Origin of the sequence: Pseudomonas sp. NPDC089428 (assembly GCF_044749325.1) — a bacterium.
Taxonomy (GTDB): Bacteria; Pseudomonadota; Gammaproteobacteria; order Pseudomonadales; family Pseudomonadaceae; genus Aquipseudomonas.
This window is the reverse complement of record NZ_JBIVHT010000001.1, coordinates 431736-452989: the sequence shown is the minus strand read 5'-3', so window position 1 is coordinate 452989 and position 21254 is coordinate 431736. Positions and strand designations below refer to the sequence as shown.

Annotated in this window: 24 protein-coding genes; 18 read left to right on the top strand and 6 right to left on the bottom strand. The window is 63.4% G+C overall.

The window, feature by feature from the left end; all coding sequences use genetic code 11:
• Positions 1-75 precede the first annotated feature (75 nt).
• Positions 76-294: a DUF2970 domain-containing protein gene (locus ACIPZ5_RS02410; protein ID WP_343594995.1), complete on the top strand. Its 219-nt coding sequence runs from the start codon at positions 76-78 to the stop codon at positions 292-294.
• Between the two features lie 276 nt (positions 295-570).
• Here the strand turns inward: ACIPZ5_RS02410 and ACIPZ5_RS02405 are convergent, their stop codons facing one another.
• Complete coding sequence (locus ACIPZ5_RS02405; protein ID WP_343594993.1) at positions 571-1647, bottom strand: ABC transporter substrate-binding protein; 1077 nt, start codon at positions 1645-1647, stop codon at positions 571-573.
• A 214-nt stretch (positions 1648-1861) separates the two neighbouring features.
• On the opposite strand from ACIPZ5_RS02405, the gene ACIPZ5_RS02400 reads away from it, so the two are divergent.
• The 6 genes from ACIPZ5_RS02400 (at position 1862) to ACIPZ5_RS02375 (ending at position 7493) form a co-directional block, all read left to right on the top strand.
• The gene (locus ACIPZ5_RS02400) at positions 1862-3514 is read left to right on the top strand and encodes a nitrite/sulfite reductase (protein WP_400806422.1); all 1653 of its coding nucleotides are present in this window, start codon (positions 1862-1864) and stop codon (positions 3512-3514) included.
• Positions 3498-3992: a DUF934 domain-containing protein gene (locus ACIPZ5_RS02395; protein ID WP_261940670.1), complete on the top strand. Its 495-nt coding sequence runs from the start codon at positions 3498-3500 to the stop codon at positions 3990-3992. The genes ACIPZ5_RS02400 and ACIPZ5_RS02395 overlap by 17 nt, the downstream gene beginning before the upstream one ends.
• Before the next feature lie 238 nt (positions 3993-4230).
• Entirely contained in the window at positions 4231-5034 is an 804-nt protein-coding gene (dkgB, locus tag ACIPZ5_RS02390; RefSeq protein WP_343594989.1) for a 2,5-didehydrogluconate reductase DkgB, read from the top strand.
• 4 nt (positions 5035-5038) lie between these two features.
• Positions 5039-5986: a TIGR03571 family LLM class oxidoreductase gene (locus tag ACIPZ5_RS02385; RefSeq protein ID WP_400806418.1), complete on the top strand. Its 948-nt coding sequence runs from the start codon at positions 5039-5041 to the stop codon at positions 5984-5986.
• Positions 5983-6327 (top strand): MoaF-related domain-containing protein, encoded by a 345-nt coding sequence (locus tag ACIPZ5_RS02380; protein WP_261940673.1) that lies wholly within the window; start codon positions 5983-5985, stop codon positions 6325-6327. The genes ACIPZ5_RS02385 and ACIPZ5_RS02380 overlap by 4 nt, the downstream gene beginning before the upstream one ends.
• Positions 6324-7493, top strand: a complete 1170-nt coding sequence (locus ACIPZ5_RS02375; protein WP_261940674.1) for an MFS transporter — start codon at positions 6324-6326, stop codon at positions 7491-7493. The genes ACIPZ5_RS02380 and ACIPZ5_RS02375 overlap by 4 nt, the downstream gene beginning before the upstream one ends.
• Before the next feature lie 79 nt (positions 7494-7572).
• Here the strand turns inward: ACIPZ5_RS02375 and ACIPZ5_RS02370 are convergent, their stop codons facing one another.
• Entirely contained in the window at positions 7573-8046 is a 474-nt protein-coding gene (locus ACIPZ5_RS02370) for a sn-glycerol-3-phosphate transporter (RefSeq protein ID WP_400806416.1), read from the bottom strand.
• A gap of 79 nt (positions 8047-8125) precedes the next feature.
• On the opposite strand from ACIPZ5_RS02370, the gene ACIPZ5_RS02365 reads away from it, so the two are divergent.
• The 4 genes from ACIPZ5_RS02365 (at position 8126) to ACIPZ5_RS02350 (ending at position 11381) form a co-directional block, all read left to right on the top strand.
• On the top strand, positions 8126-9577 hold the full coding sequence (locus ACIPZ5_RS02365; protein ID WP_400806414.1) for an alpha/beta hydrolase: 1452 nt from the start codon (positions 8126-8128) through the stop codon (positions 9575-9577).
• Positions 9578-9691: 114 nt separating this feature from the next.
• Complete coding sequence (locus ACIPZ5_RS02360; protein WP_400806412.1) at positions 9692-10051, top strand: hypothetical protein; 360 nt, start codon at positions 9692-9694, stop codon at positions 10049-10051.
• Complete coding sequence (locus ACIPZ5_RS02355) at positions 10048-10779, top strand: zeta toxin family protein (protein WP_343594976.1); 732 nt, start codon at positions 10048-10050, stop codon at positions 10777-10779. The genes ACIPZ5_RS02360 and ACIPZ5_RS02355 overlap by 4 nt, the downstream gene beginning before the upstream one ends.
• Before the next feature lie 137 nt (positions 10780-10916).
• Positions 10917-11381 carry a DUF1348 family protein gene (locus ACIPZ5_RS02350; protein WP_400806410.1) on the top strand — a complete coding sequence of 155 codons (465 nt, stop codon included), beginning with the start codon at positions 10917-10919 and terminating at the stop codon, positions 11379-11381.
• Here the strand turns inward: ACIPZ5_RS02350 and ACIPZ5_RS02345 are convergent, their stop codons facing one another.
• Both ACIPZ5_RS02345 and ACIPZ5_RS02340 read right to left on the bottom strand, forming a co-directional pair.
• Positions 11382-12737 (bottom strand): ATP-binding protein, encoded by a 1356-nt coding sequence (locus tag ACIPZ5_RS02345; RefSeq protein WP_400806408.1) that lies wholly within the window; start codon positions 12735-12737, stop codon positions 11382-11384.
• A complete protein-coding gene (locus tag ACIPZ5_RS02340; protein ID WP_400806406.1) occupies positions 12734-13444 on the bottom strand; it encodes a response regulator in 711 nt (236 codons plus the stop codon). Before ACIPZ5_RS02340 ends, ACIPZ5_RS02345 begins: the two co-directional genes overlap by 4 nt.
• A 168-nt stretch (positions 13445-13612) precedes the next feature.
• On the opposite strand from ACIPZ5_RS02340, the gene ACIPZ5_RS02335 reads away from it, so the two are divergent.
• Together ACIPZ5_RS02335 and ACIPZ5_RS02330 are read left to right on the top strand one after the other, a co-directional pair.
• Positions 13613-14392, top strand: a complete 780-nt coding sequence (locus tag ACIPZ5_RS02335; RefSeq protein WP_400806404.1) for a VacJ family lipoprotein — start codon at positions 13613-13615, stop codon at positions 14390-14392.
• Complete coding sequence (locus ACIPZ5_RS02330) at positions 14385-14621, top strand: hypothetical protein (protein ID WP_343594969.1); 237 nt, start codon at positions 14385-14387, stop codon at positions 14619-14621. The genes ACIPZ5_RS02335 and ACIPZ5_RS02330 overlap by 8 nt, the downstream gene beginning before the upstream one ends.
• A gap of 9 nt (positions 14622-14630) precedes the next feature.
• Here ACIPZ5_RS02330 and ACIPZ5_RS02325 read toward each other — a convergent pair whose 3' ends face one another.
• Entirely contained in the window at positions 14631-14918 is a 288-nt protein-coding gene (locus ACIPZ5_RS02325; protein ID WP_085674329.1) for a DUF3303 domain-containing protein, read from the bottom strand.
• Between the two features lie 358 nt (positions 14919-15276).
• Between ACIPZ5_RS02325 and ACIPZ5_RS02320 the strand changes: the two genes are divergently transcribed.
• The 3 genes from ACIPZ5_RS02320 to ACIPZ5_RS02310 all read left to right on the top strand — a co-directional run bounded on the left by ACIPZ5_RS02320 (position 15277) and on the right by ACIPZ5_RS02310 (position 17805).
• Complete coding sequence (locus ACIPZ5_RS02320; RefSeq protein WP_400806402.1) at positions 15277-16512, top strand: MFS transporter; 1236 nt, start codon at positions 15277-15279, stop codon at positions 16510-16512.
• A 33-nt stretch (positions 16513-16545) separates the two neighbouring features.
• Positions 16546-17319 carry a helix-turn-helix transcriptional regulator gene (locus ACIPZ5_RS02315; RefSeq protein WP_343594962.1) on the top strand — a complete coding sequence of 258 codons (774 nt, stop codon included), beginning with the start codon at positions 16546-16548 and terminating at the stop codon, positions 17317-17319.
• A 300-nt stretch (positions 17320-17619) separates the two neighbouring features.
• Positions 17620-17805 (top strand): hypothetical protein, encoded by a 186-nt coding sequence (locus ACIPZ5_RS02310; RefSeq protein WP_400806400.1) that lies wholly within the window; start codon positions 17620-17622, stop codon positions 17803-17805.
• A 66-nt stretch (positions 17806-17871) separates the two neighbouring features.
• Here ACIPZ5_RS02310 and ACIPZ5_RS02305 read toward each other — a convergent pair whose 3' ends face one another.
• Positions 17872-19026, bottom strand: a complete 1155-nt coding sequence (locus tag ACIPZ5_RS02305) for an MFS transporter (RefSeq protein WP_400806398.1) — start codon at positions 19024-19026, stop codon at positions 17872-17874.
• Positions 19027-19306: 280 nt separating this feature from the next.
• Here ACIPZ5_RS02305 and ACIPZ5_RS02300 point away from each other — a divergent pair, with 280 nt between their 5' ends.
• Entirely contained in the window at positions 19307-20524 is a 1218-nt protein-coding gene (locus ACIPZ5_RS02300; protein ID WP_400806396.1) for an amidohydrolase family protein, read from the top strand.
• A gap of 227 nt (positions 20525-20751) precedes the next feature.
• Positions 20752-21207 carry an REP-associated tyrosine transposase gene (locus tag ACIPZ5_RS02295; RefSeq protein ID WP_400806395.1) on the top strand — a complete coding sequence of 152 codons (456 nt, stop codon included), beginning with the start codon at positions 20752-20754 and terminating at the stop codon, positions 21205-21207.
• Positions 21208-21254 lie beyond the last annotated feature (47 nt).

The window sequence follows — 21254 nt, the reverse complement described above, 5'->3', positions numbered from 1 at the left end:
AGAGGCCGGCACGGACAACCCCTCACCCATTGCCTACACTGTCCCTGATTGCCTCCGATTCCCCAAGGAGCCACCATGGACGAACCCAGCCAAGGCAAGCCCCCGACCTTCTGGCAGATGCTGCACAGCATCCTCGCCGCCGCCTTCGGCGTGCAAAGCGGCAAGAACCGCGCCCGCGACTTCACCCATGGCAAGGCCAGCCATTTCATCGTGCTGGGCACGCTGTTCACCCTGGTGTTCATCGCCGTGCTGATCGGCCTGGTGCAACTGGCGCTGCACCTCACGGCCCGCTGATCGCGTTGTAAAACGAAAACGCCTGCGGGATTCCCTCCCGCAGGCGTTCTGGCTGCATCACGGTCTTGAGTTTCAAGTCACTGGTGGCTGACCCAATAAACGGCAGTGACCACCACCAGGACGATCAGGCAGAGAATCGCCCAGGCATCGACACTGCTGTCAGCTTTGCGGACCTTGGTTGAGTTTCCCATTGCATTGCCTCTTGTAGTGGTTATGGGAATGCACTTCACCACCAGCAGTTAAGACGAGCAATGCCCTTCTCTCAAGCAAGGTCTTTCAATAGTCGACGGGTGACGTCAGAAACGGGTACTGGTAGCTCGGCGGGCGCCCTTCGGCGCTGTAATGCTGGAAATCGACACCGTAATCGTCCCGTTCCAGCAGCTTCAGCCACCGCCGCGCCTTGGCCTGGTCAATCGATTGCAGCACAGGCAGCATGTGCTCACGCTTGCCATCCCGGTTGACCTCCAGGCCAAGGGCGTCGTCGTGCAGCAGCACCATGGCCCAGCCGCCCAATGTGGCATGCCCGCCCATCAGCACGCCAAGGCGCCCGTCGATACGGGCGCGCAAGGCTTCAGGCGAACTGTTGACGGCGCCGAACACCACATCGCGCCCAGGCTTGCGCCCGGCCTCCTCGAACGCCTGCATGGCGCCGAGGGCCATCTGGTCGTTGGCTGCCCATACCAGCCGGGTCTTCGGGTAGCGCGACAGCAGTTGCTGCGCCTGCTCGTAGGCGCGCTCGCGGTTCCAGCCGCCATACACCACTTGGCGCAGGCGCACCTGGGGGAAGTCGGCCAGCGCCTGGCGCATGCCCTCCTCGCGCAGCTGTGAAGCCGGGGTGGTCTTGACCCCGGCAAAGGCCACCAGGTCGATCGGCTCATTGTCACGTGGCAGCAAGGCGACCATCTCGTGCAGCATGCGAAAGCCCGCCTGCTGGTCGTTGGAGGTCAAGGTACCGAGCACCTGCCCGTACTTGTCGGGTTGAGCCTGGATGCTCCTGGCCTGGCTGGCGGTGAGGCCGTTGTTGACCATGAACAGCTTGACCCCGGTGCCCTGGGACAGGCGGATGATCTCGGGTGCCACGTACTGCTCATTGACCAGCACCAGGTAGTCCGGCCGTTGCGGGCCATTGAGGATCGCCCGGGCCTGGCTCATCGCCAGCGCCGCATCACGCTCGCTGTACTCCACCCGCAGGGTCATGCCCAGTTCATCGGCGGCGGCCTGCATGAAACGCGAGTAGCTGGTCCAGAACGTCTCGTTCGCGTGGCCAGGATTGAGAAAGACCACCGAGGCGGCCTGAGCGGAAGCTGCCAGTGGCAGGCTCAGGCACAAGCTTTGGCAAAGCGCCTTGAGCATGCGGATACACCCTTTGAAACAAACCACCGAGTATAAACCCGTCGCACGCAGGGGTAACAAATGCCAGTCAGTCTCACTTAGTTCGTTTGGTTCTTTTCATATGCAAAAACATCACTTTAGCGCATAAACCCAACCTGCTATCGTTCTCCGGCTCCGAACCGGAGTGCGCGGCCGTGCGCGCGAATAGCTGCATGCAGCCTGAGACAGGACTTTTATGTACGTATACGACGAGTACGATCAGCGGATCATCGAGGACCGCGTCAAGCAGTTCCGTGATCAGACCCGCCGCTACCTGGCCGGTGAGCTGAGCGAAGAAGAATTCCGCCCTCTGCGCCTGCAGAACGGCCTTTACATCCAACGTTTCGCGCCGATGCTGCGGGTCGCCGTGCCGTACGGCCAGCTGAACGCCACGCAAGTTCGCACCCTGGCCAAGATCGCCCGCGACTACGACAAGGGCTACGCCCACATTTCCACCCGCCAGAACGTACAGTTCAACTGGCCGGCGCTGGAAGACATCCCGGACATCCTCGCCGAGCTGGCTACCGTGCAGATGCACGCCATCCAGACCAGCGGCAACTGCCTGCGCAACACCACCACCGACCAGTTCGCCGGTGTTGCCGCGGATGAAGTCGTCGACCCGCGCCCCTGGTGCGAGATCGTCCGCCAGTGGACCACCTTCCACCCGGAATTCGCCTACCTGCCACGCAAGTTCAAGATTGCCATCAACGGCTCGAAAGAAGACCGCGCGGCCATCGAAGTGCACGACATCGGCCTGGAGCCGGTGCGTAATGCCGCTGGCGAGCTGGGCTTCCGCGTGCTGGTCGGTGGTGGCCTGGGCCGCACCCCGGTAGTTGGCTCGTTCATCAACGAGTTCCTGCCATGGCAGGACCTGATCAGCTACCTCGACGCCATCCTGCGCGTGTACAACCGTTACGGTCGCCGTGACAACAAGTACAAGGCGCGGATCAAGATCCTGGTCAAGGCCCTGACCCCGGAAGTGTTCGCCGAGAAGGTCGAGGCCGAAATGGTCCACCTGCGTGGCGGCAGCACCACCCTGACCGAAGCCGAAGTCCAGCGCGTCTCGCGCCACTTCGTCGACCCTGCCTACCTGGCCCTCGACAACGTCGACTATAGCGCCCAGGACGCCGAGTTCCCTGGCTTCGCCCGCTGGCGCTCGCGCAACACCCGCGCCCACAAGCGCCCTGGCTACGTCTCGGTGACCCTGTCGCTCAAACCGACCGGCGTTGCCCCTGGCGACCTCACCGACAAGCAACTGGACGCCGTCGCCGACCTCGCCGAGCGCTACAGCTTCGGCTTCCTGCGGACCTCCCACGAGCAGAACATCATCCTCGCCGATGTCGAGCAGCGCCAGCTGCACGCGCTGTGGATGGAACTGCGCGAAAGCGGCTTCGCCACGCCGAACATCGGCCTGCTGACCGACATCATCTGCTGCCCGGGCGGTGACTACTGCTCGCTGGCCAACGCCAAGTCGATCCCGATCGCCGAATCCATCCAGCGCCGCTTCGACGACCTGGACTACCTGTTCGACATCGGCGAGATCGACCTGAACATTTCTGGCTGCATGAACGCCTGCGGCCACCACCACGTCGGCCACATCGGCATCCTCGGGGTGGACAAGAAGGGTGAAGAGTTCTACCAGGTTTCGCTGGGCGGCAATGCCGCGCGTGATGCGAGCCTGGGCAAGATCCTCGGCCCGTCCTTCGCCCAGGAAGAAATGGCCGATGTGATCGAGAAACTGATCGCCGTGTACGTCGAGCAACGCACCGAGGAAGAGCGTTTCATCGACACCTACCAGCGTATCGGCATCGACCCCTTCAAGGAACGCGTCTATGCAGCGAATCATTAAGAACAACCAGATCGTCGACGAAACCTGGCATCTGCTGCCCAAGGAAACATCGATCGACGAGCTGACCAATTGCGATGACTACATCGTCCCGCTGCAGATGTGGCGCGACCATGCCCACCTGCTCAAGGCCCGCGATGGCGGCCTGGGCGTATGGCTGGACAGCGACCAGGAAGCAGAGGAAATCGGCGAAGACGTGCAGCACTTCCAGGTCATCGCCTTGAACTTCCCGGCGTTCACTGACGGGCGCAGCTACTCCAATGCGCGCCTGCTGCGTGACCGCTACGGTTTCAAGGGCGAGCTGCGCGCCATCGGCGACGTGCTGCGTGACCAGCTGTTCTTCATGGCCCGCTGCGGCTTCGACGCGTTCGCCATCCGTGCCGACAAGGACCCGGAAGACGCGCTGCAGAGCCTGAAGGACTTTTCGGTGACCTACCAGGCCGCCACTGACGAGCCGCTGCCGCTGTTCCGCCGCCGCTGATCGTCACCTGCAACGCCCGACGGCCCGCCTTTTGGCGGGCCGTTTCGTTTACCGGCCTCATTCCCTCAGATGAATCACGGCACAACGACTTATTCTTGCCTCCCAGTCAAATGACCTTGGCCTCGCCCTGTCTTAATCAATCCCAGGTAAACCCGCACACTGCTCCCACTTGAAGATCAGCCGACCCTGAGCGACCAGTCTCAATCCGGCTCACCTTTCACTCACCAGGAGCAGATCCATGAGCATTCCATCCTTTGGCCTCGGCACTTTCCGCCTGACCGGCCAGGCCGTCATCGATTCGGTCAAGTCGGCCCTGGAACTGGGCTACCGGGTCATCGACACCGCCCAGATCTACAAGAACGAAGCCGACGTCGGCCTGGCCATCGCCGAGAGCGGCGTGCCACGCAGCGAGCTGTTCATCACCACCAAGATCTGGGTTGACCACTACGCCGCCGACAAGCTTGTCCCCAGCCTGCGCGACAGCCTGCAGAAACTGCGCACCGACTACGTCGACCTGCTGCTGATCCACTGGCCGGCCCCCGGCAACGGCGTCGAGCTGGCCGAATACATGAAAGCCCTGGCCGAAGCCAAGAAGCTGGGCCTGACCCGCCAGATAGGCGTGTCCAACTTCAACATCGAACTGACCCGCCAGGCCATCGCCGTGGTCGGCAAAGGCGAGATCGCCACCAACCAGATCGAGCTCAGCCCTTACCTGCAGAACAGCAAGCTGACCGCGTTCCTCAAGGAACAGGGCATCACCGTCACCTCGTACATGACCCTGGCCTACGGCAAGGTCCTGAAAGATCCGGTGCTGGCCGAGATCGCCAACAAGCACAAGGCAACCGTCGCCCAGGTCGCTCTGGCCTGGGCCATGCAGCTGGGCTATGCCGTGATCCCGTCTTCGACCAAGCGCGAGAACCTGGCCAGCAACCTGCTCGCCCGTGACCTGCGCCTGGATGACGAGGACATGGCGCGTATCGCCACGCTCGAGCGCAATGGCCGCGAAGTCAGCCCTGCAGGCCTGGCGCCAATCTGGGACTGATACCATGACCATGCCCCTCGAACGCCTGACCGCTGGTGGCTTCAGCATTGGCCTGGAAGCACCGCTGGACCACGACTGGACGCCTGCCGGCGACCAGACCCGGCGCCGCGATGGCCGCCAGTTCGGCGAGCCGGACCTGCGTCAGCACGCCGAACTCGCCACGCTGGCCGACCGCCTGGGCTACCGAGCCCTGTGGATCCGCGACGTGCCGCTGTACGACCCATCGTTCGGCGATGCCGCTCAGGTGTTCGAGGTGTTCAGCTACCTTGGCTACCTGGCGGGGGTGACCCGCGACATCCTGCTCGGCACCGCTGCGGTGGTGCTGCCGATCCGCGAGCCGCTGCTGACCTTGAAGTCCGCCGCCAGTATCCAGCACCTGTCGGGCAACCGCCTGCTGCTGGGTGTGGCCAGCGGCGACCGCCCCGTGGAATACCCGTTGTTCGGCCGCGACTTCGAGGGGCGTGGCAGCACCTTCCGCGAACACGTGGCACTGCTGCGTGACGGTGCCCACGGCCACCTGCCCGAAGGCATGGCCGTGCTGCCGTCGACCAGTGCGCCACTGCCGTTGCTGGTGGCCGGCCTGGCACAACAGAGCCCGGCCTGGATCGGTGCCAACATGGACGGCTGCCTGGCCTACCCCGGCACACCGGACGACCACCAGCGCCGCGTCGCGGCCTGGCGGGCGGTGGCGGGCAGCAAGCCCTACAGCAGCTTCATACACCTGGACCTGGCGGAAAACGCCGATGAACCCCTGCAACGCTGGCGCTTCGGTTTCCATGGTGGGCGCAAGGCACTGGCCAGCGAACTCGCCGCCCTGCGCGCCGCTGGCGTCGACCATGTCGGCCTGCACCTGCGGCGCAATGTGCGCCCGCTGGACGAAACCTTGCATGAGATCGCCGAATACGTCCTGCCGCAATTCCATGAAACCCAACTGACGCAGACAATCCGATGAGTACCGCCTCCCCCTTGCCGGCCTTCGCAGGCCGCAGCTTCCAGGTCAAATACCCCGGCCTGGCCGCACACAACAGCTACTCCGACGATGGCCGCCAGGTGCGCTATGCCATCATCAGCGGCCCTTATGCCGGTGCCAGCGGCGCCGCCGAGTGCCAATGGCGGCAGATCGCCAAAGGGGTCTACGTGATCTCCTGGCAAGAAACCGATGGCGCAACCGTGGTGCATGTCGATGACTTTGGCAGCGGCCGCTCGCAGGCCTTCTTCACCGCCAGCGACCTGAGCTTCCACCGCATGGAAGGGCCGCTGACCGAGCTCGACGCAAAGGAGCCTGCCCTATGAACGCCGGACGCGTCCTGTTCGCCCTGGCCATCGGTGCCTTTGGTATCGGTACCACCGAGTTCACCCCGATGGGCCTGCTGCCGGTGATCGCCCAGGGCGTCGACGTCAGCATCCCCAGCGCTGGCATGCTGATTACCGCCTATGCCATCGGCGTGATGGTCGGCGCGCCGATCATGACCTTGCTGTTCAGCCGCTTCGGCAAACGCGCGGCGCTGATGGCCCTGATGGCGATCTTCACCCTGGGCAACCTGCTCTCGGCGTTGTCACCGGATTACTACACCCTGCTCGCCTCGCGCCTGGTCACCAGCCTCAACCATGGCGCCTTCTTTGGCCTTGGCGCCGTGGTGGCCGCCAGTGTCGTGCCCAAGGAAAAGCAGGCCAGTGCCGTGGCGACCATGTTCATGGGCCTGACCATCGCCAACATCGGCGGTGTGCCGGCAGCCACCTGGGTTGGCCAACAGGTCGGCTGGCGCATGGCCTTCGCCGGCACGGCGGTGCTCGGGCTGCTGGCCATGGCTGCCCTGTGGTACGCACTGCCCAAGGGTGAACGCGGCAGCGTGCCGCATGTGCGCAAGGAGCTGGCGGTGATCGCCCGCCCCAGCGTGCTGCTGGCGATGGCCACCACGGTGCTGGGGGCTGGCGCCATGTTCACCCTGTACACCTACGTGGCGCCGGTGCTGGCGGAACTGACCGGCGCCTCGGACAGTTTCGTTACCCTTGGCCTGGTGCTGATCGGGGTTGGTTTCACCTTGGGCAACAGCCTGGGTGGCCGCCTGGCTGACTGGTCGCTGGATGGCTCGGCACGGATCTTCCTCGGCGTTCTGGCAGTGATCATGTTGTTGATGCCGCTGGTGCTGGGCAGCCATGTCGGTGCTGCCATCGCCTTGCTGGTGTGGGGCATGTTCACCTTCGCCGTGGTGCCGCCGCTACAGATGCGGGTGATGATCGCCGCCATCGAAGCACCTGGGCTGGCATCTTCGATCAACGTCGGTGCGTTCAACCTAGGTAACGCCGTGGGTGCCGCCCTGGGCGGCGCGGTGATCAGCCTGAACCTCGGTTACGCCGCGGTACCGATGGCCGGTGGCGTGCTGGCGGCTGCCGGGTTGCTGCTGGTGTGGCTGGGTGGGCGCAACAAGGCCGCCGAAAAAACCCTGGGCACCGCCTGACTTGTAGGAGCGGCCTTGCCGGTCCGGCGCCCCGGCAAGGCCGCTCTTACAGTGACCTCGACGATCCTGACGATACAGATCAGAACCGCAAGCCCACATTGATCATCCCCGCAGCCCCTCCCAGCACCACGAACTCGGCCCCCACCGGCCCCCAATGCGCGCCGAACGACGGGATGATCACCGGCGCGATGCCGAAGTGGTTCAACGGTATCTTGTCGTCATACTCGCCCTTGTAGCCCTCGATCAACCCGGCGCTCAGCTTGGCATACACGGGATAGCGCTCATGCTCCCAGACCTTGCCCAGGTAGGCGTAGTACGACCGCTGGGAGAACGAGTTCTTGAAAGTCGCCGCGCCCCACAGCAGGCCGTCGGTGTAGATGCGCTCGATACCGATCAATTCCTGGTGGTTGTTGTGATCCGGGTCGTGGGTCCAGTGTTTGGTGTAGGCGCTGGTCTGCACGTACCAATAGTCCCCTTCTCGCTCGCCTTCTTCGGCATTCGCGGCCAGACTCACTGCCAGCAGCCCGATCGCTGCAATTGACGTCCTGTTCATGCTCGATGCCTCGCTGGACGATCCAGTGACACTAGCCGCGTCAGGTCGATCGCGCCATAGAAAAACCCAGGGAGGAATGATGACAATTCGCCGTTTGCTGGCAGCCGTGGTGCTCCTGGTACTGACCTTGCTGATCACTGCACTGTTCGCCTTCCGTATTACCGCGATCGCCGACTTCCAGCTCGAACCGTGGCACACCTATGTGCCTGACGAGATGCCGGTGAGTGACATCGACCGCGCCAGCTGGGGCGATTACCTCGCGGCGGAGCAGCGCGTGTTCAACGCGCTCAATCGGGAGATGCGCGAACACCCGCCCAGCGCAGGGCAGTCCGCCTACAACCGCTTCGCCACCAGCAGCCGGGTATTCCCGGGCAATCTCAGCCATGACTGGAACCGCTCCTATGTCGTCGAACCCAGGCAGGCCGCCAAGGGCGCGGTGGTACTGCTGCATGGCCTGACCGACTCGCCGTACAGCTTGCGCCACTTTGCCCGGCACTTTCAGGACCTGGGCTATGTGGTGGTCGCCCCGCGCCTGCCCGGGCATGGCACAGTACCGGCCGGCCTCACCGCTGCCCACTGGGAAGACTGGATGGCCACCACCCGCCTGGCCGTGCGCGAAGCCACCCGCCGCGCGCCGACAGGCACGCCGCTTTACATCGTCGGTTTCTCCAACGGTGGTGCCCTGGCCGTCAAATACAGCCTCGACGCGCTGGAAGACCCGCGCCTGGCCAGGCCTGCCCACCTGGTACTGATCTCTCCCATGATCGGCGTCAGCCGCTTTGCCCGCTTTGCCGGCATCGCAGGCCTGCCGGCACTGTTCCCGGCATTCGCCAAGGCCGCCTGGCTGAGCGTGCTGCCCGAATTCAATCCGTTCAAGTACAACTCGTTTCCGGTCAATGCCGCACGCCAGTCGTACGAGCTGACAGAGGCCGTGCGCCAGCAGCTGCTCGCCGAAACCCGCAAACCGCAACGCCTGGGCCTGCTACCGCCGATCCTCACCTACCAATCGCTGGTCGATGGCACGGTCAGCACCGAAGCCATCCAGACCGATCTGTACGACCATCTGCCTGCCAATGGCAGCGAGCTGGTGATCTTCGACACCAACGCTTCGCTGGGTATCGATGAGATGCTCCGGCCGTCGGTGGCCGCCCTGCGCGACAGGATGTTCACCCCCCAGGCCCGCGCCTACGCGCGCACCTTGGTTGCCACCCGCGGGCCCGGCGATGCGCAGCTCAAGTCGTCACGCTTTGCCGCCCAGGCGAGCAAGGCCGACGAGCACCTGATCGCCGCGAGCTATCCGGCCAACCTGATCTCGCTGTCCCATGTGGCGCTGCCCTTCCCCATCGATGATCCGCTGTATGGGCAACAGCCGGGTGGCCAGGAGAATTACGGGGTTAACCTGGGCAGCTTGAACATGCGCGGGGAGCGTGGGGCGCTGATCGTGGATGCGGGGAGCTTTTCGCGGGCGACTTCGAATCCGTTTTTCAGGGTCATGCTGGAGGGCGTGGATGAGGGGTTGCAGTTGCGTTGAAGCCGCTAGCGGTGCCGGAGAGCTACGACGCAGAATTGGACTACACGCTGTGGCGAAAACAGCCAAGCACCTTTGTGCCAGACTCAGCCACGACCGCTTATCAGGAACGCCAGGATGCCATCCATTGATGCCTTTTTACCCTGCCAACGCTATGATGCCTCTCATGCATACAATCTGTTTCAGGTTGTCTGGAGGTATCTACCCATGGCTGCAAAAGCCAAGCCTGCCACTGAATCTGAGCTCGACGCACTCGAACAGATGATTCCCGACTGCGCCACTGAAGCAACGCATTGCGCTTATCTGCGGGCGTTGCAAGTGAGCCGCAATGGGGTTCTGCGTACGGATGACGGTCATCTCGTGCGTGTGGCTGCCGACGGTTCCAAGACCGTAGTGGCCGAGGCCAAACCCCGACGAAAGGTCACTATTGGCGAGAAAGTCAGCGTAAGGAAGGTCAGCGAGAATCCGGCCCAGTGAAGGCTCCCAGGCTTCGCGTTTTCGCTGGCCCCAACGGTTCTGGCAAAAGTACGATCAAAGCTGACCTGCCGGCAGCCCTGACGCGAATTTTCGTCAATGCTGATGAATTGGAAAAAGAGGCCAGATCCACTGGTTTCGTCGACCTGGCTGTCTTCGGTATCGACGTTAGCCTGGCTGAACTGGTCTTGTTTCACATCGATCACTACCTGGTACAGCAGAAGCAGCTGACTGATGAAGTCAGAATGCTGGGAGTGCACGGCTCTCGAATCGACTATCGACAGATCAAGGTGAATTCATATTTCGCCTCCGTACTGTCTGACCTCATTCGGCACCGCTTGCTCGATAAAGGCGTCAGCTTCAGTTTCGAAACGGTCATGTCGCACCCCAGCAAGATCGAGTTCATGCACCAGGCACAAGCGTGTGGCTACCGCACATACCTTTACTTCGTCTCAACTGAGAACCCTGAGATCAATATCGACCGGGTGCACATTCGCGTGCAGCAGGGTGGTCATCCAGTCAGGCCAGATCTCGTAAGAACACGTTATGCGCGCGCCTTGGACTTGCTGCCAGATGCCATCGCCGTCAGCAACCGCGCCTACGTGTTCGACAACTCAGGTGAACGCGCGGTATGGCTGGCGGAAATCACCGAAGGTAGCGAACTGGAATATCGAGCCGAAGAAATACCCGACTGGTTCTTCGATGCTTATGTCGACGAAGTCGAGGCTTGAACTTCAGTAAGTGCCAAGTGCCTCGCTGACCGTTTGTTCCACTTTGCGCAATAATGAAATGCCAAACACACGGATTCTCGGCCACGCCAGCGAGTACTACGCTACTCCCTGCCAACCACTGCCGAGGAGCCACCCCGATGTCCCGTCCACCACTGCCTCCCTTCACCCACGAAACCGCCATACAGAAGGTCCGCCTCGCCGAGGACGGCTGGAACAGCCGCGACCCGGCCAAAGTGGCACTGGCCTACACCGTCGACACCGCCTGGCGTAACCGCGTCGAATTCCCCCGTGGCCGCGCCGAGGTCGAGGCGTTTCTGACCCGCAAGTGGAACCACGAACTGGAGTACCGCCTGATCAAGGAACTGTGGGCCTTCACCGGCAACCGCATCGCCGTGCGCTATGCCTACGAATACCACGACGACAGCGGCCAATGGTTCCGCGCCTATGGCAACGAGAACTGGGAATTCGCCGACGATGGCCTGATGCAGAACCGCTTTTCCAGCGTCAATGAACACCCTATCGCTGAAGCCGAGCGCAAGTTCCACTGGCCGCTCGGCCGGCGCCCGGACGACCACCCTGGCCTGAGCGAGCTGGGGCTCTGATCAACCCACCGGCAAGCTGACCTTGACCTCCAGCCCGCCGCCCGGCCGGTTGGCCAGGGTCACGCTGCCACCCTGCTCCAGCACGATCGCACGCACCGCTGGCAGGCCAAGCCCGACGCCGCCGGTGTCGCGATTGCGCGAACCTTCGATGCGGAAAAACGGCGCGAACACGCGCTCCTGCAATTCCGGCGCGATACCCGGCCCGCGATCCAGCACGCTGATTTCCAGGTGCTCGGCAGTGACCGCCAAGCGCATTTCAGGCGCCAGGCCATACTTGACCGCGTTATCGACCAGGTTCACCAGCACCCGCTTGATGCCCACCGGCCGCCCAACGTAAACGCAGCGCCGCGGTGCATCGAGGGCAACTTTGATGCCCGCGTCCTTGAAGTCTTCCACCACTGTCTGCAGCATCTCGGCCAGGTCGAACGCCGTGGTCTGCTCAAGCCGCGCATCGTCGCGAAAGAATTCCAGCGCAGCATCGACCATGGCCTGCATTTCGTCGACATCCTTGAACAGCCTGGCCTGCAGGTCGCCGTCCTCGATGAACTCGCCACGCAGGCGCATGCGTGTCAATGGCGCACGCAGGTCGTGGGAAATCGCCGCCAGCATCTGTGTGCGGTCGTTCACGAAGTGCCTGAGCTGCGCCTGGGTGGCATTGAAGGCAAGAATGGCCTGGCGCAGGTCATGGGGGCCGACCACCGGGATCGGCGGGGCATTGAAGTCCTTGCCGAAACGCCGCGCGCCCTCGGCGAATGCCTCAAGCGGGCGGGCCAGATAGCGAGCGGCAAACAGCGCGACCAGCAGGCTGGACGCTAGCATCAAGGCGAGGATGATCAGGTTGCGCGGCAGTTCGTCCAGGCCCCAGCTGCGGTCCGTGGCGCGGTACAGCACCCAGCTCTTGTCAGTCAGTTCGATCATCAGGGCATAGCCGCGCGCCGGTGCATATTCCGGCAGATCGGACGGTTCGAAGGTCTGGATCCGCGCGTCTGGCCGTTTCAGCAAGGCTCGCAGGGTGGCTGCGCCCTTGCGAAATTCGGCATCGACCAGCTCAGGCACACCGGCTTCGTCATGGCTGCGCAACCATTGCACGGTATAAGAACCATCACCCGCTGCGCTGGCGATGTTGGCACGCTGCGTGACCGGTGCGGCATCCAGAATGCGGGTCACGGCGGCGACCTTCTCGATCAGCCCGCTTTCCAGCAACGGCGGCTGTGCCCACACGCTCAGCAACAGGCTGAACAGCATTTTGAGCAACAACAGGATGAGCATCGCCGTCAGGGTGGTCAGGGCTATCCAGCGGGCGATGGTGATCCGTGGTCGCGGCAGGGCCTTGCACAGCTTGGCAAACACGCTCATCGCCTGACCACGCTGGCCGTGAACAGGTAGCCGGCATTGCGCAACGTGCGGATCAGCGGTTCGGCGCCTGCGTCGCCCTCCAGCTTGCGCCGCAGCCGGCTGACTTGCACATCGATGCTGCGGTCATAGGCCTCGTAGGCTTCACCCCGGGCCAGGTCGAGCAATTGCTGGCGACTGAGCACCCGCCGCGGATGCTCGGCAAATACCAGCAACAGTTCGAATTCACCGTTGGACAGCGGGATCATCACCTGCTCTGGTGAGCGCAACTCACGCCGCAGCACATCCAGTTGCCAGCCGGAAAACTCCAGCACTGTGCACGGGTTGGCGGCCACGCCTGCCGCCGCTTCACCGACCCGGCGCAACACAGCACGCACCCGCGCCAGCAGCTCGCGGGCGGCAAAGGGCTTGGTCAGGTAATCATCGGCGCCCAGTTCCAGGCCAACCACGCGATCGCTCAACTCGGCCATGGCGGTGAGCATGATCACCGCCACCTTGTGCTCGGCGCGCAAACGCTGACACAGCACCAGGCCACTGTCGCCCGGCAGCATCACATCGAGAATCACCAGGTCCGGTACCCGCCGTTCCAGGGCTTGCCAAAGCCCTTTGCCGTCGCGGGCTACATCGACCTCATAGCCGTGCTGACATAGAAACTTCTGCAGCAGGTCGAGTACTTCAAGATCATCGTCAACAATCAGCAAATGGCTCACACAAAGGTACCGCGAACAAAGGCAATTACGGCGTACTGTAAGGCCATCTCCGGGCCGCCGTCATATATTTCAATCCGGAAACAAAGTGTCAGCCGCGAGATAATTCGGACATTCCCAGGCAATCAATCCCCTGCAGCATCGGCGCCACTTCTTCACAGGAATGTGCCTATGCAAACCCCTTCTGCTACCTGGCTATCTGCCCGCAACACGGTCCTTGCCTTGTCGCTGCTCGCTGCCAGCGGCTGCAGCCAGCGCCCGCCGGCCAGTGCCTGCGGACCTGTTGCCCATCAGCTCAGCGACCCGGCCGAACCGGCCAACCGCGCCGTGTTCGCCTTCAACCGCAGCGTCGACGATTACCTGCTGGCGCCGGTCGCCCGTGGCTATACCACGTTGCCGAACTTCGCCCAGCAAGGCATGCACAACTTCGCCGCCAACTTCGGTGAGCCCAAGGTATTCGCCAACGACCTGTTGCAAGGCAACGGCCAACGGGCGATGACCAGCCTGAGCCGCTTCATTTTCAACACCACCCTCGGTGTGGCCGGCCTGATCGATGTCTCCGGCAAGATGGGGCTTGCCCGCCATGAGTCGGACTTCGGCCAGACCTTCGGCGTGTGGAACATCGCCGATGGCCCGATCGTCGAGCTGCCGCTGCTGGGCACGCACAACCTGCGCGATGCAACTGGCCGGGTACTGGGCTTGGCGCTGGACCCGTTCGGCGACAACAGCGATACGGTCCAGACCCTGGGCACCGTGGCCATGGCCGGTGGCGTGGTGGATGGCCGGGCGCAGGCGTTACCGCTGACCGACAAACTGCGCACTCAGCCGGACTACTACCAGGCCCTGCGCGACTACACCGCGCAGCAGCGTGCCAACCGGGTTGCCGAGGGCAAACTCGGCGCACCCGGCAAGCGCCCGGACCAATGTCAGGGAGGCAATACCGGTGAGTGATGCTGTTTCACTGTTCCGCCGTGTGGAATGCGGGGCCGAGCAGCCGGTGCTGTTGCACGAACTCGAAGCCCGCGTCTCGGCGGATGGGCGCGAACTGATTGTCAGCCGCTATCGGGAACGTTACGGCAGTGGTGGCGATACCCAGCGTCACGAAGTGCATCGCCGGGTACCGATCGCCGCATTGCTCAAGTGGATGGCCAAGGAAGGCACGACACCCCAGCCATCCTGATGACGGTGCTCAATGCGTCATCTTGCTCACGGCGGCCACCAGTATCGGGCCTAGTTCGGCATCGGTCATCGCCGGGCTGACCTGCATGTGCGCCAGGTCGCTCCAGTCCATTGTCCACTGCAACACCGGCTGCAGGTCATTGCTTTCAACCACGGCAAAGCCCTGCAGCTCGCCTACCGCATGCCAACGGCCATGGACCTTCAGCTCGGCAGGTGGCAGGCCGCCGGTCTTGGCGAAGCGGGCCATGACGGCGTTGCGGTTTTCCGGGGCAATGCTCCATTGAATGATGAAAAGCATGTGGCACCTCCCAGTCGCTCGGCACCTGTGCCAAACACGCGCTCCGGGGGCGCCGGGGCCTGGAGCGGGTGAATGCGCCATGTTTAGGCATAGCAGGATGAGCAGCCCATTGCCCGGCTGATTGTCGGAATCTGTACCGGCCTCTTCGCGGGCAAGCCCGCTGCCACAGGGATCGAACGGTACCTGTGCAAGCAACTGTCTTGCTCAGCCGCCGAAGACTGGCGCAATCCTTGTAGCCTGGCCGATTGAATGTCCGAATCGCGACAGTGAGTGCCTGTTCGGCGTGAGACAGGCATTGCCCGGCTGGATAACCTCCCTCGGGCAATGCCTTGCCATCACTCGAAAAAGAGCCTCGCCCATGACGACTCCTGCCGCCACCTTGGCCCCTGCCGCCACCGCTGTCGACCAACCCCAGGGCTTCCTGGTCCGCATTGTCGGCGCCGCTGCATTCGCCCACCTGCTCAACGACCTGATCCAGGCCGTGCTGCCGTCGATCTACCCGATGCTCAAGCGTGATTTCTCGCTGAGTTTCGCCCAGATCGGCTGGATCGCCCTGATCTACCAGGTCACCGCCTCGCTGCTGCAGCCATGGGTCGGCATGTACACCGACAAGCGCCCCATGCCATACCTGCTCCCCACCGGCATGCTGTTCACCCTGGTCGGCATCGCCCTGCTCGCGTTCGCCAACAGTTACGAAATGCTGTTGGTCGCCGCTGCCGTGGTCGGTATCGGTTCGGCGACCTTCCATCCGGAAGCCTCGCGGGTGGCGCGCATGGCCTCCGGCGGGCGCTTCGGCACCGCGCAGTCGACCTTCCAGGTCGGCGGCAACACCGGCTCGGCGATCGGCCCGCTGCTGACCGCCGCCATCGTCATCCCCCACGGCCAGCCGGCCATCGCCTGGTTCATGCTGGTGGCCGGCCTGGCCATCTTCGTGCTGCTGCGCATCACCGGCTGGACTCTGCGCCACGGCCAGACCCAGCTCAAGGGCCTGGCCGGGCAACAGGCGCCAGGGCTGTCGAAGGGCGCCATGTGGCGGGCCGTGGGCGTGATCGCCGTGCTGATGTTCGCCAAGTTCGTCTACATCGCGTCGTTCACCAATTACTTCACCTTCTACCTGATCGAGCACTTCGGCCTGAGCGTGCAGCAAAGCCAGCTGTACCTGTTCGTGTTCCTTGCCGCGGTGGCCCTGGGCACCTTTGCCGGTGGGCCAGTGGGTGACCGCATCGGGCGCAAGGCGGTGATCTGGGTCTCCTTCCTTGGCGTGGCCCCGTTCGCCCTCGCCCTGCCCTACGCCAACCTGGCCTGGACCGCCGTGCTGGCGGTGGCCATCGGCCTGGTGATGTCCTCGGCATTCGCAGCGCTGGTGGTGTACGCCCAAGAGGCAGTGCCTGGCCGGGTCGGCATGGTGTCAGGGGTGATGTTCGGCCTGATGTTCGGCATCAGCGGCATCGGTGCCGCGGGCCTTGGCGAACTGGCCGACCTGCATGGCATCGAGTGGGTGTATCAGGTGATTTCGTTCCTGCCGCTGCTCGGCCTGGCCACCGCACTGCTGCCGGCGACCCGTTCGAAGGCGCAGCCTACCCGCTGCTGCTAAGATGCGGCGCTTGGCGGACTGCACGAGAGCATCATGGTCAAACCCCAGCACGAATTGCTGATGGAGGTCGATGAATGGCCCTGGGAGGTGGGCAGCCGGGCAACCGACTACCCGCCGGACTGGTACATCGCCCCTCACTCGCATGCCAAGCACCAGCTGATCTACGCCATCAAGGGCCTGATGCTGGTCGAGTCCGAGGCCGAGCGCTGGACCGTGCCACCCAGCCGCGGCATCTGGATGCCCTGCGGCCAGGCGCATGCGATTCGCTGCGTCGGTGACGTGAAGATGCGCAGCGTGTTCGTGCGCCCCGATGCAGCAACCGATATGCCGCAACAGAGCAAGGCCATCAGCATCTCGCCGTTGCTCAGTGAGCTGATCAAGGCGTCGGTCGACTTCACGGGGCCGTTTGTCGAGGACTCGCGCGAAGCGCGGATCATGCGTCTGATCCTCGATGAAATCTGCGTGCTGCCGACCCTGCCGCTGAAGCTGCTGCACCCCAGCGACGCGCGCCTGCGGGCCATCTGCTCGGCCCTGCACGAGCGCCCACACGACACCTCGACCGTGGCCGACTGGGGCGCGCACCTGGGCGTCGACGAGAAGACCATCCAGCGCCTGTTCCGCAAGGAAACCGGCATGACCTTCGGCCAGTGGCGCCAGCAGGCGCGGCTGATGCAGGCGCTGGAACGCATCGCCCTGGGCCAGCGCATCATCGATGTGGCGGGCACGCTGGGCTACGACAGCCCCAGCGCGTTCGCCAGCATGTTCAAGCGCCAGTTCGGCATCACCCCCAGTCAGTTCTTCAAGTGACCTGAACATTGCTACATAACGTTTCAGCCGCGGCGGAAATCAACGTGGCTCCGCTGCCCGTGCGCGTGAACCAGATCCAACCCTGCAATCCTCAGCAAATCCGGGCATCCGACGGGCATTTGTTGCACATGAGTTGCAACAAATAGCGAGGGGATTTGTAGGACGTTTCGCCAGCCCAGTGTAGGCAGAATCGCGGCAACGGCCTTTTTCCTGTATGAAACCTCAGTATCCAGAGGATTTTGGGGCTGCTACGGTCCGTTTTTCCTACAACGGCACGGATGCTAATGGCACGAGAGAAACATGGATCAATACAATAAATCTGGCCTGGCCTTGCAGAAAAACTTGCTCAACCTGCGACGGGAGCGGGACCGTTTGAAGGCCGAAGGCAAACACAATGATGCAGAGCGACTGGCGCGTGACATTGCGCGGATAGAAGCAGTCGTGGCCGCATTGCCTGCGGCGGCCAAACCGCCGACGCTGCAGTAGCAAGGCAAGCGCCCCGTCAGCGCGGGGCGCGGTTTGCACACGGCCTTGCGGCCTTGGCCCGGTCGCTCAGACAGCCGCCTTGCTGTGCACGGCCTTGGTCCCTGCCCCCAGGCAGGTCACGGCAAAGGCAATCACCAGCGCCCCGGTGCCCAGCAGGAAGATCAGTTGCTGGTTGGAGCCTTCCACCAGCAGGGCGATCAGCGCCGGGGTCACCGCTGCCGCGCCCATCAAGGTAATGCTGACCAGCGGCGTGAGCTTGCCGGTCGGGTCGTTGGTGGTGATCAACGCCATGTAGTAGGACAACGACAGCACCCAGCCAAAGTTGATCAGCAGCAGCGCGACGAACAGCTGCATCGGCGTGCGGGTGTGGCCGGTGAGCATGGCAATGGAGATGAACACCGCCACCAGCCCCACCGCGATCATCAGCTGGCGGTTGATCCGCGCCCCCAGCAGGCTCGGCAGCCCGGCCCCGGGCAAGCCACCGATGGCCGACAGCCCGAACGCCCAGCCGATATCGACACCATCGATGCCTTGGTCACGCGCCAGCTGGTCGATGAAGCCCCACACGCAATAAATGGCGATCTGCATGAACAGCATGCCCAGCAGCGCCGTGCACCCCGTGCGCGCCGAGCCGACTTGGGCCGGCGAGCCTTCACCGCAGGCCAGTGACAGCGCCGGGCGCCGCGGCAAGACCAGGCTGGCGCCGCAAATCAGCAGGTACCACAGGCCGAACGCGCTCAAGGCGGTCACCGTCCCACTCTGCGCGGCAAGCAACGGCAGCGCTGCGGAGAACAACGAGTACTCCGGCGTCTGCAACAGCAACATCAGGCCAAATGAACGGTCCTGGTTGGGCAAACGGCCCAGCGTCGACACCGCATAGGCATACACCAGCCCCGCACAGGTGCCGGCCGCCAGGCGCACCACCAGCAACATCGTGTTGCTGGTGGCAAAAGCCGTGGCCACGCTCAGGGCCACGCACAGCGCACCGACGCACAGGCACAGACTGCGCCCGCCGTGGCGCTTCATCAGGATCGGGCACAGCAAGGTGCCCAGGGTCATGCCGATCATCTCGACCGACACCACCCAGCCCTGCTGGTCGAGTGACAGGCTCAGTTGCTCGGTGAGCAAGCCCATGAAAATGGGTTGCACACCGCAGACGATGAATGATGTACAGGCAATGAAAATCAAGGCGGCACGCAGCAGCTTGGAATCATTGGTCATGGGAGGACTCCGACACGGCATTTGTTTTTATTGTGGGCGTTGAACCGGCCCGAAAGCCCTGTAGCAGGGGGTTGGGCTGGTCACGAGGGCCATCCTGGGCCGAGATCGAAGGCTTTGAAAGTTAATTATCGGAATCGACTTCAGTGGGCTTTTTAATACAGCCCGCTGCCCTGCCTGCATCAAGAAATGCACTGCGGTCGATCCTGATAATTAATTTGTGAGGGAGCGGGATCCTCCCTACCGTATGGCGCTACCCAAGCCTCGGAAAAAAGGCCCCCTCATGAACGACCGTGAGTTCATCAATGCCATCGATGCCGATGGCCAGCCCCTGAACATCGCCGTACGCAACGGCCGCATCAGCCACATCGGCCCGCAACGCGCCAGCATCGCCGCCGATGAAACCATCGACCTCGAAGGGCTGCTGGTGCTGCCCGGCTTCGTCGACGGCCACATCCACCTGGACAAGAGCTTTGTCGGCGACCGCTGGCGCCCGCACCAGCCGGTCGCCAGCCTGCGCGAGCGGCTGGCCGTGGAAAAGCGCGAGCTCGCCAGCGCCCCACCGATCGTCGAGCGTGCCGACGCGCTGATCCGCCAGGCCGCCTCGTTCGGCACCCTGGCCATGCGCTGCCATGTCGACGTCGACGCCACCACCGGCCTGGCCAACCTGCGCGCCATCCTCGAAGCCCGGGACACCTGGAAAGACCTGATCGACATCGAGCTGGTGGCCTTCCCACAAGCCGGCGTGGTGAGCTGCCCCGGCACCGCCGAAGTGATGGAAGCTGCCGTGCGCGAGGGTGTGCAGGTGGTCGGCGGCATCGACCCGACCACCCTGGACGGCGACGCCGAAGCCCAGCTTGATATCGTTTTCGGCATTGCCGAGCGCCATGGCGTGAAGGTCGACATCCACCTGCATGAACCCGGCGACACCTGCATCGCCCAGCTCGAACGCATCGCCGCCCGCACCCAGGCACTGGGCATGCAAGGCCTGGTTGCGGTGAGCCACGCCTATGGCCTGGGCGATGTCAGCGACGCGGTAGTCGACCGCAGCGCAGCAGTGCTGGCCCGTGCCGGCGTGTCGATCATGACCAACGCTCCCGGCGAACACGCCTTCCCGCCCGTACTGCGCCTGCGTGCTGGTGGCGTGCGGGTGTTCACTGGCAACGACAACATCCAGGACGCCTGGTGGCCCTATGGCAACGGCGACATGCTGCAACGGGCGATGCTGGTCAGCTACCGCTCGGGCTTCAATACCGACGAGGAACTGCGGGTAGCGCTGGAGATGGCGACCGTAGCCAGCGCCGGGGTAATGGGCAAGCAGGATTACGGGTTGAGGGTGGGCAATGAAGCCAGCTTCGTGCTGTTCAAGGCACCAAATGCTGCTGCGGCGGTGGCAGCGGCCATTCATGAGCGGGTGATCGTGCGCCATGGCGCGTTCTGGGGCGGGCCTGCACAGTTGCAATTGAAGGCTGCGCAATTTGCTGCCGAATTGCGTCGCTAGAGCGCTCTCTGGGGCCGCTTTGCGGCCCATCGCCGGCAAGCGCGGCTCCCACACAGGATTTGCGCCAGCTGGACGTCCCGAGCACTTGCACGAACCCTGTGGGAGCCGCGCTTGCCGGCGATGGGCTGCGAAGCAGCCCCCTAGAGACACACCATGTGCCAATTCTCACGCCATCGATAGACTCATGGCCGCTAGCCTGATGGGTAAATCATCAGGAGGCAGAGAACATGGACCGTCCCCATTCAGATCAATTGAGACTTGGCCGGTTCTCAGAAACTAGTCGACTGTATCTGCTCACCAGCACGACGTTGGGCAGGGCGCATATCTTCAGTGAATTTCATTCGGCCCGTGTGCTGGTGAATCAATTCCGTCAGGCGCAAGAGGAAGGCGACGCCCGATCTCTGGCCTGGGTGGTGATGCCTGACCATTTCCACTGGCTGGTCGAGCTCGGGCCAATGAGCTTGAGGCAACTGATGCGGCGCGTGAAGTCGCGAAGCACCCTGATGATCAACCGGCACAGAGGACGAAGCGGGCAACTGTGGCAGAAAGGCTTTCATGACCGGGCGCTACGCCGTGAAGAAGATGTCCAGGCAGTGGCGCGGTACATCATCATGAACCCGAAGCGAGCAGGCTTGGTCGAGAGCGTCGGCGACTATCCACATTGGGATGCGATCTGGCTCTGATCATGCCGAGCAGGCTACTCCACACCCGTGGGAGCCGCGCTTGTCAT

What these genes read in the sequence shown, in the direction of transcription:
- ACIPZ5_RS02370 (WP_400806416.1), bottom strand. Translation starts at nt 8,046, where the DNA reads ATGAACAGGACGTCAATTGCAGCGATCGGGCTGCTGGCAGTGAGTCTG.
- ACIPZ5_RS02295 (WP_400806395.1), top strand. Translation starts at nt 20,752, where the DNA reads ATGGACCGTCCCCATTCAGATCAATTGAGACTTGGCCGGTTCTCAGAA.
- ACIPZ5_RS02325 (WP_085674329.1), bottom strand. Translation starts at nt 14,918, where the DNA reads ATGCTTTTCATCATTCAATGGAGCATTGCCCCGGAAAACCGCAACGCC.
- ACIPZ5_RS02350 (WP_400806410.1), top strand. Translation starts at nt 10,917, where the DNA reads ATGTCCCGTCCACCACTGCCTCCCTTCACCCACGAAACCGCCATACAG.
- ACIPZ5_RS02360 (WP_400806412.1), top strand. Translation starts at nt 9,692, where the DNA reads ATGCCATCCATTGATGCCTTTTTACCCTGCCAACGCTATGATGCCTCT.
- ACIPZ5_RS02335 (WP_400806404.1), top strand. Translation starts at nt 13,613, where the DNA reads ATGCAAACCCCTTCTGCTACCTGGCTATCTGCCCGCAACACGGTCCTT.
- ACIPZ5_RS02365 (WP_400806414.1), top strand. Translation starts at nt 8,126, where the DNA reads ATGACAATTCGCCGTTTGCTGGCAGCCGTGGTGCTCCTGGTACTGACC.
- ACIPZ5_RS02380 (WP_261940673.1), top strand. Translation starts at nt 5,983, where the DNA reads ATGAGTACCGCCTCCCCCTTGCCGGCCTTCGCAGGCCGCAGCTTCCAG.
- ACIPZ5_RS02310 (WP_400806400.1), top strand. Translation starts at nt 17,620, where the DNA reads ATGGATCAATACAATAAATCTGGCCTGGCCTTGCAGAAAAACTTGCTC.
- ACIPZ5_RS02405 (WP_343594993.1), bottom strand. Translation starts at nt 1,647, where the DNA reads ATGCTCAAGGCGCTTTGCCAAAGCTTGTGCCTGAGCCTGCCACTGGCA.
- ACIPZ5_RS02300 (WP_400806396.1), top strand. Translation starts at nt 19,307, where the DNA reads ATGAACGACCGTGAGTTCATCAATGCCATCGATGCCGATGGCCAGCCC.
- ACIPZ5_RS02385 (WP_400806418.1), top strand. Translation starts at nt 5,039, where the DNA reads ATGACCATGCCCCTCGAACGCCTGACCGCTGGTGGCTTCAGCATTGGC.
- ACIPZ5_RS02400 (WP_400806422.1), top strand. Translation starts at nt 1,862, where the DNA reads ATGTACGTATACGACGAGTACGATCAGCGGATCATCGAGGACCGCGTC.
- ACIPZ5_RS02320 (WP_400806402.1), top strand. Translation starts at nt 15,277, where the DNA reads ATGACGACTCCTGCCGCCACCTTGGCCCCTGCCGCCACCGCTGTCGAC.
- dkgB (WP_343594989.1), top strand. Translation starts at nt 4,231, where the DNA reads ATGAGCATTCCATCCTTTGGCCTCGGCACTTTCCGCCTGACCGGCCAG.
- ACIPZ5_RS02305 (WP_400806398.1), bottom strand. Translation starts at nt 19,026, where the DNA reads ATGACCAATGATTCCAAGCTGCTGCGTGCCGCCTTGATTTTCATTGCC.
- ACIPZ5_RS02410 (WP_343594995.1), top strand. Translation starts at nt 76, where the DNA reads ATGGACGAACCCAGCCAAGGCAAGCCCCCGACCTTCTGGCAGATGCTG.
- ACIPZ5_RS02375 (WP_261940674.1), top strand. Translation starts at nt 6,324, where the DNA reads ATGAACGCCGGACGCGTCCTGTTCGCCCTGGCCATCGGTGCCTTTGGT.
- ACIPZ5_RS02395 (WP_261940670.1), top strand. Translation starts at nt 3,498, where the DNA reads ATGCAGCGAATCATTAAGAACAACCAGATCGTCGACGAAACCTGGCAT.
- ACIPZ5_RS02345 (WP_400806408.1), bottom strand. Translation starts at nt 12,737, where the DNA reads ATGAGCGTGTTTGCCAAGCTGTGCAAGGCCCTGCCGCGACCACGGATC.
- ACIPZ5_RS02315 (WP_343594962.1), top strand. Translation starts at nt 16,546, where the DNA reads ATGGTCAAACCCCAGCACGAATTGCTGATGGAGGTCGATGAATGGCCC.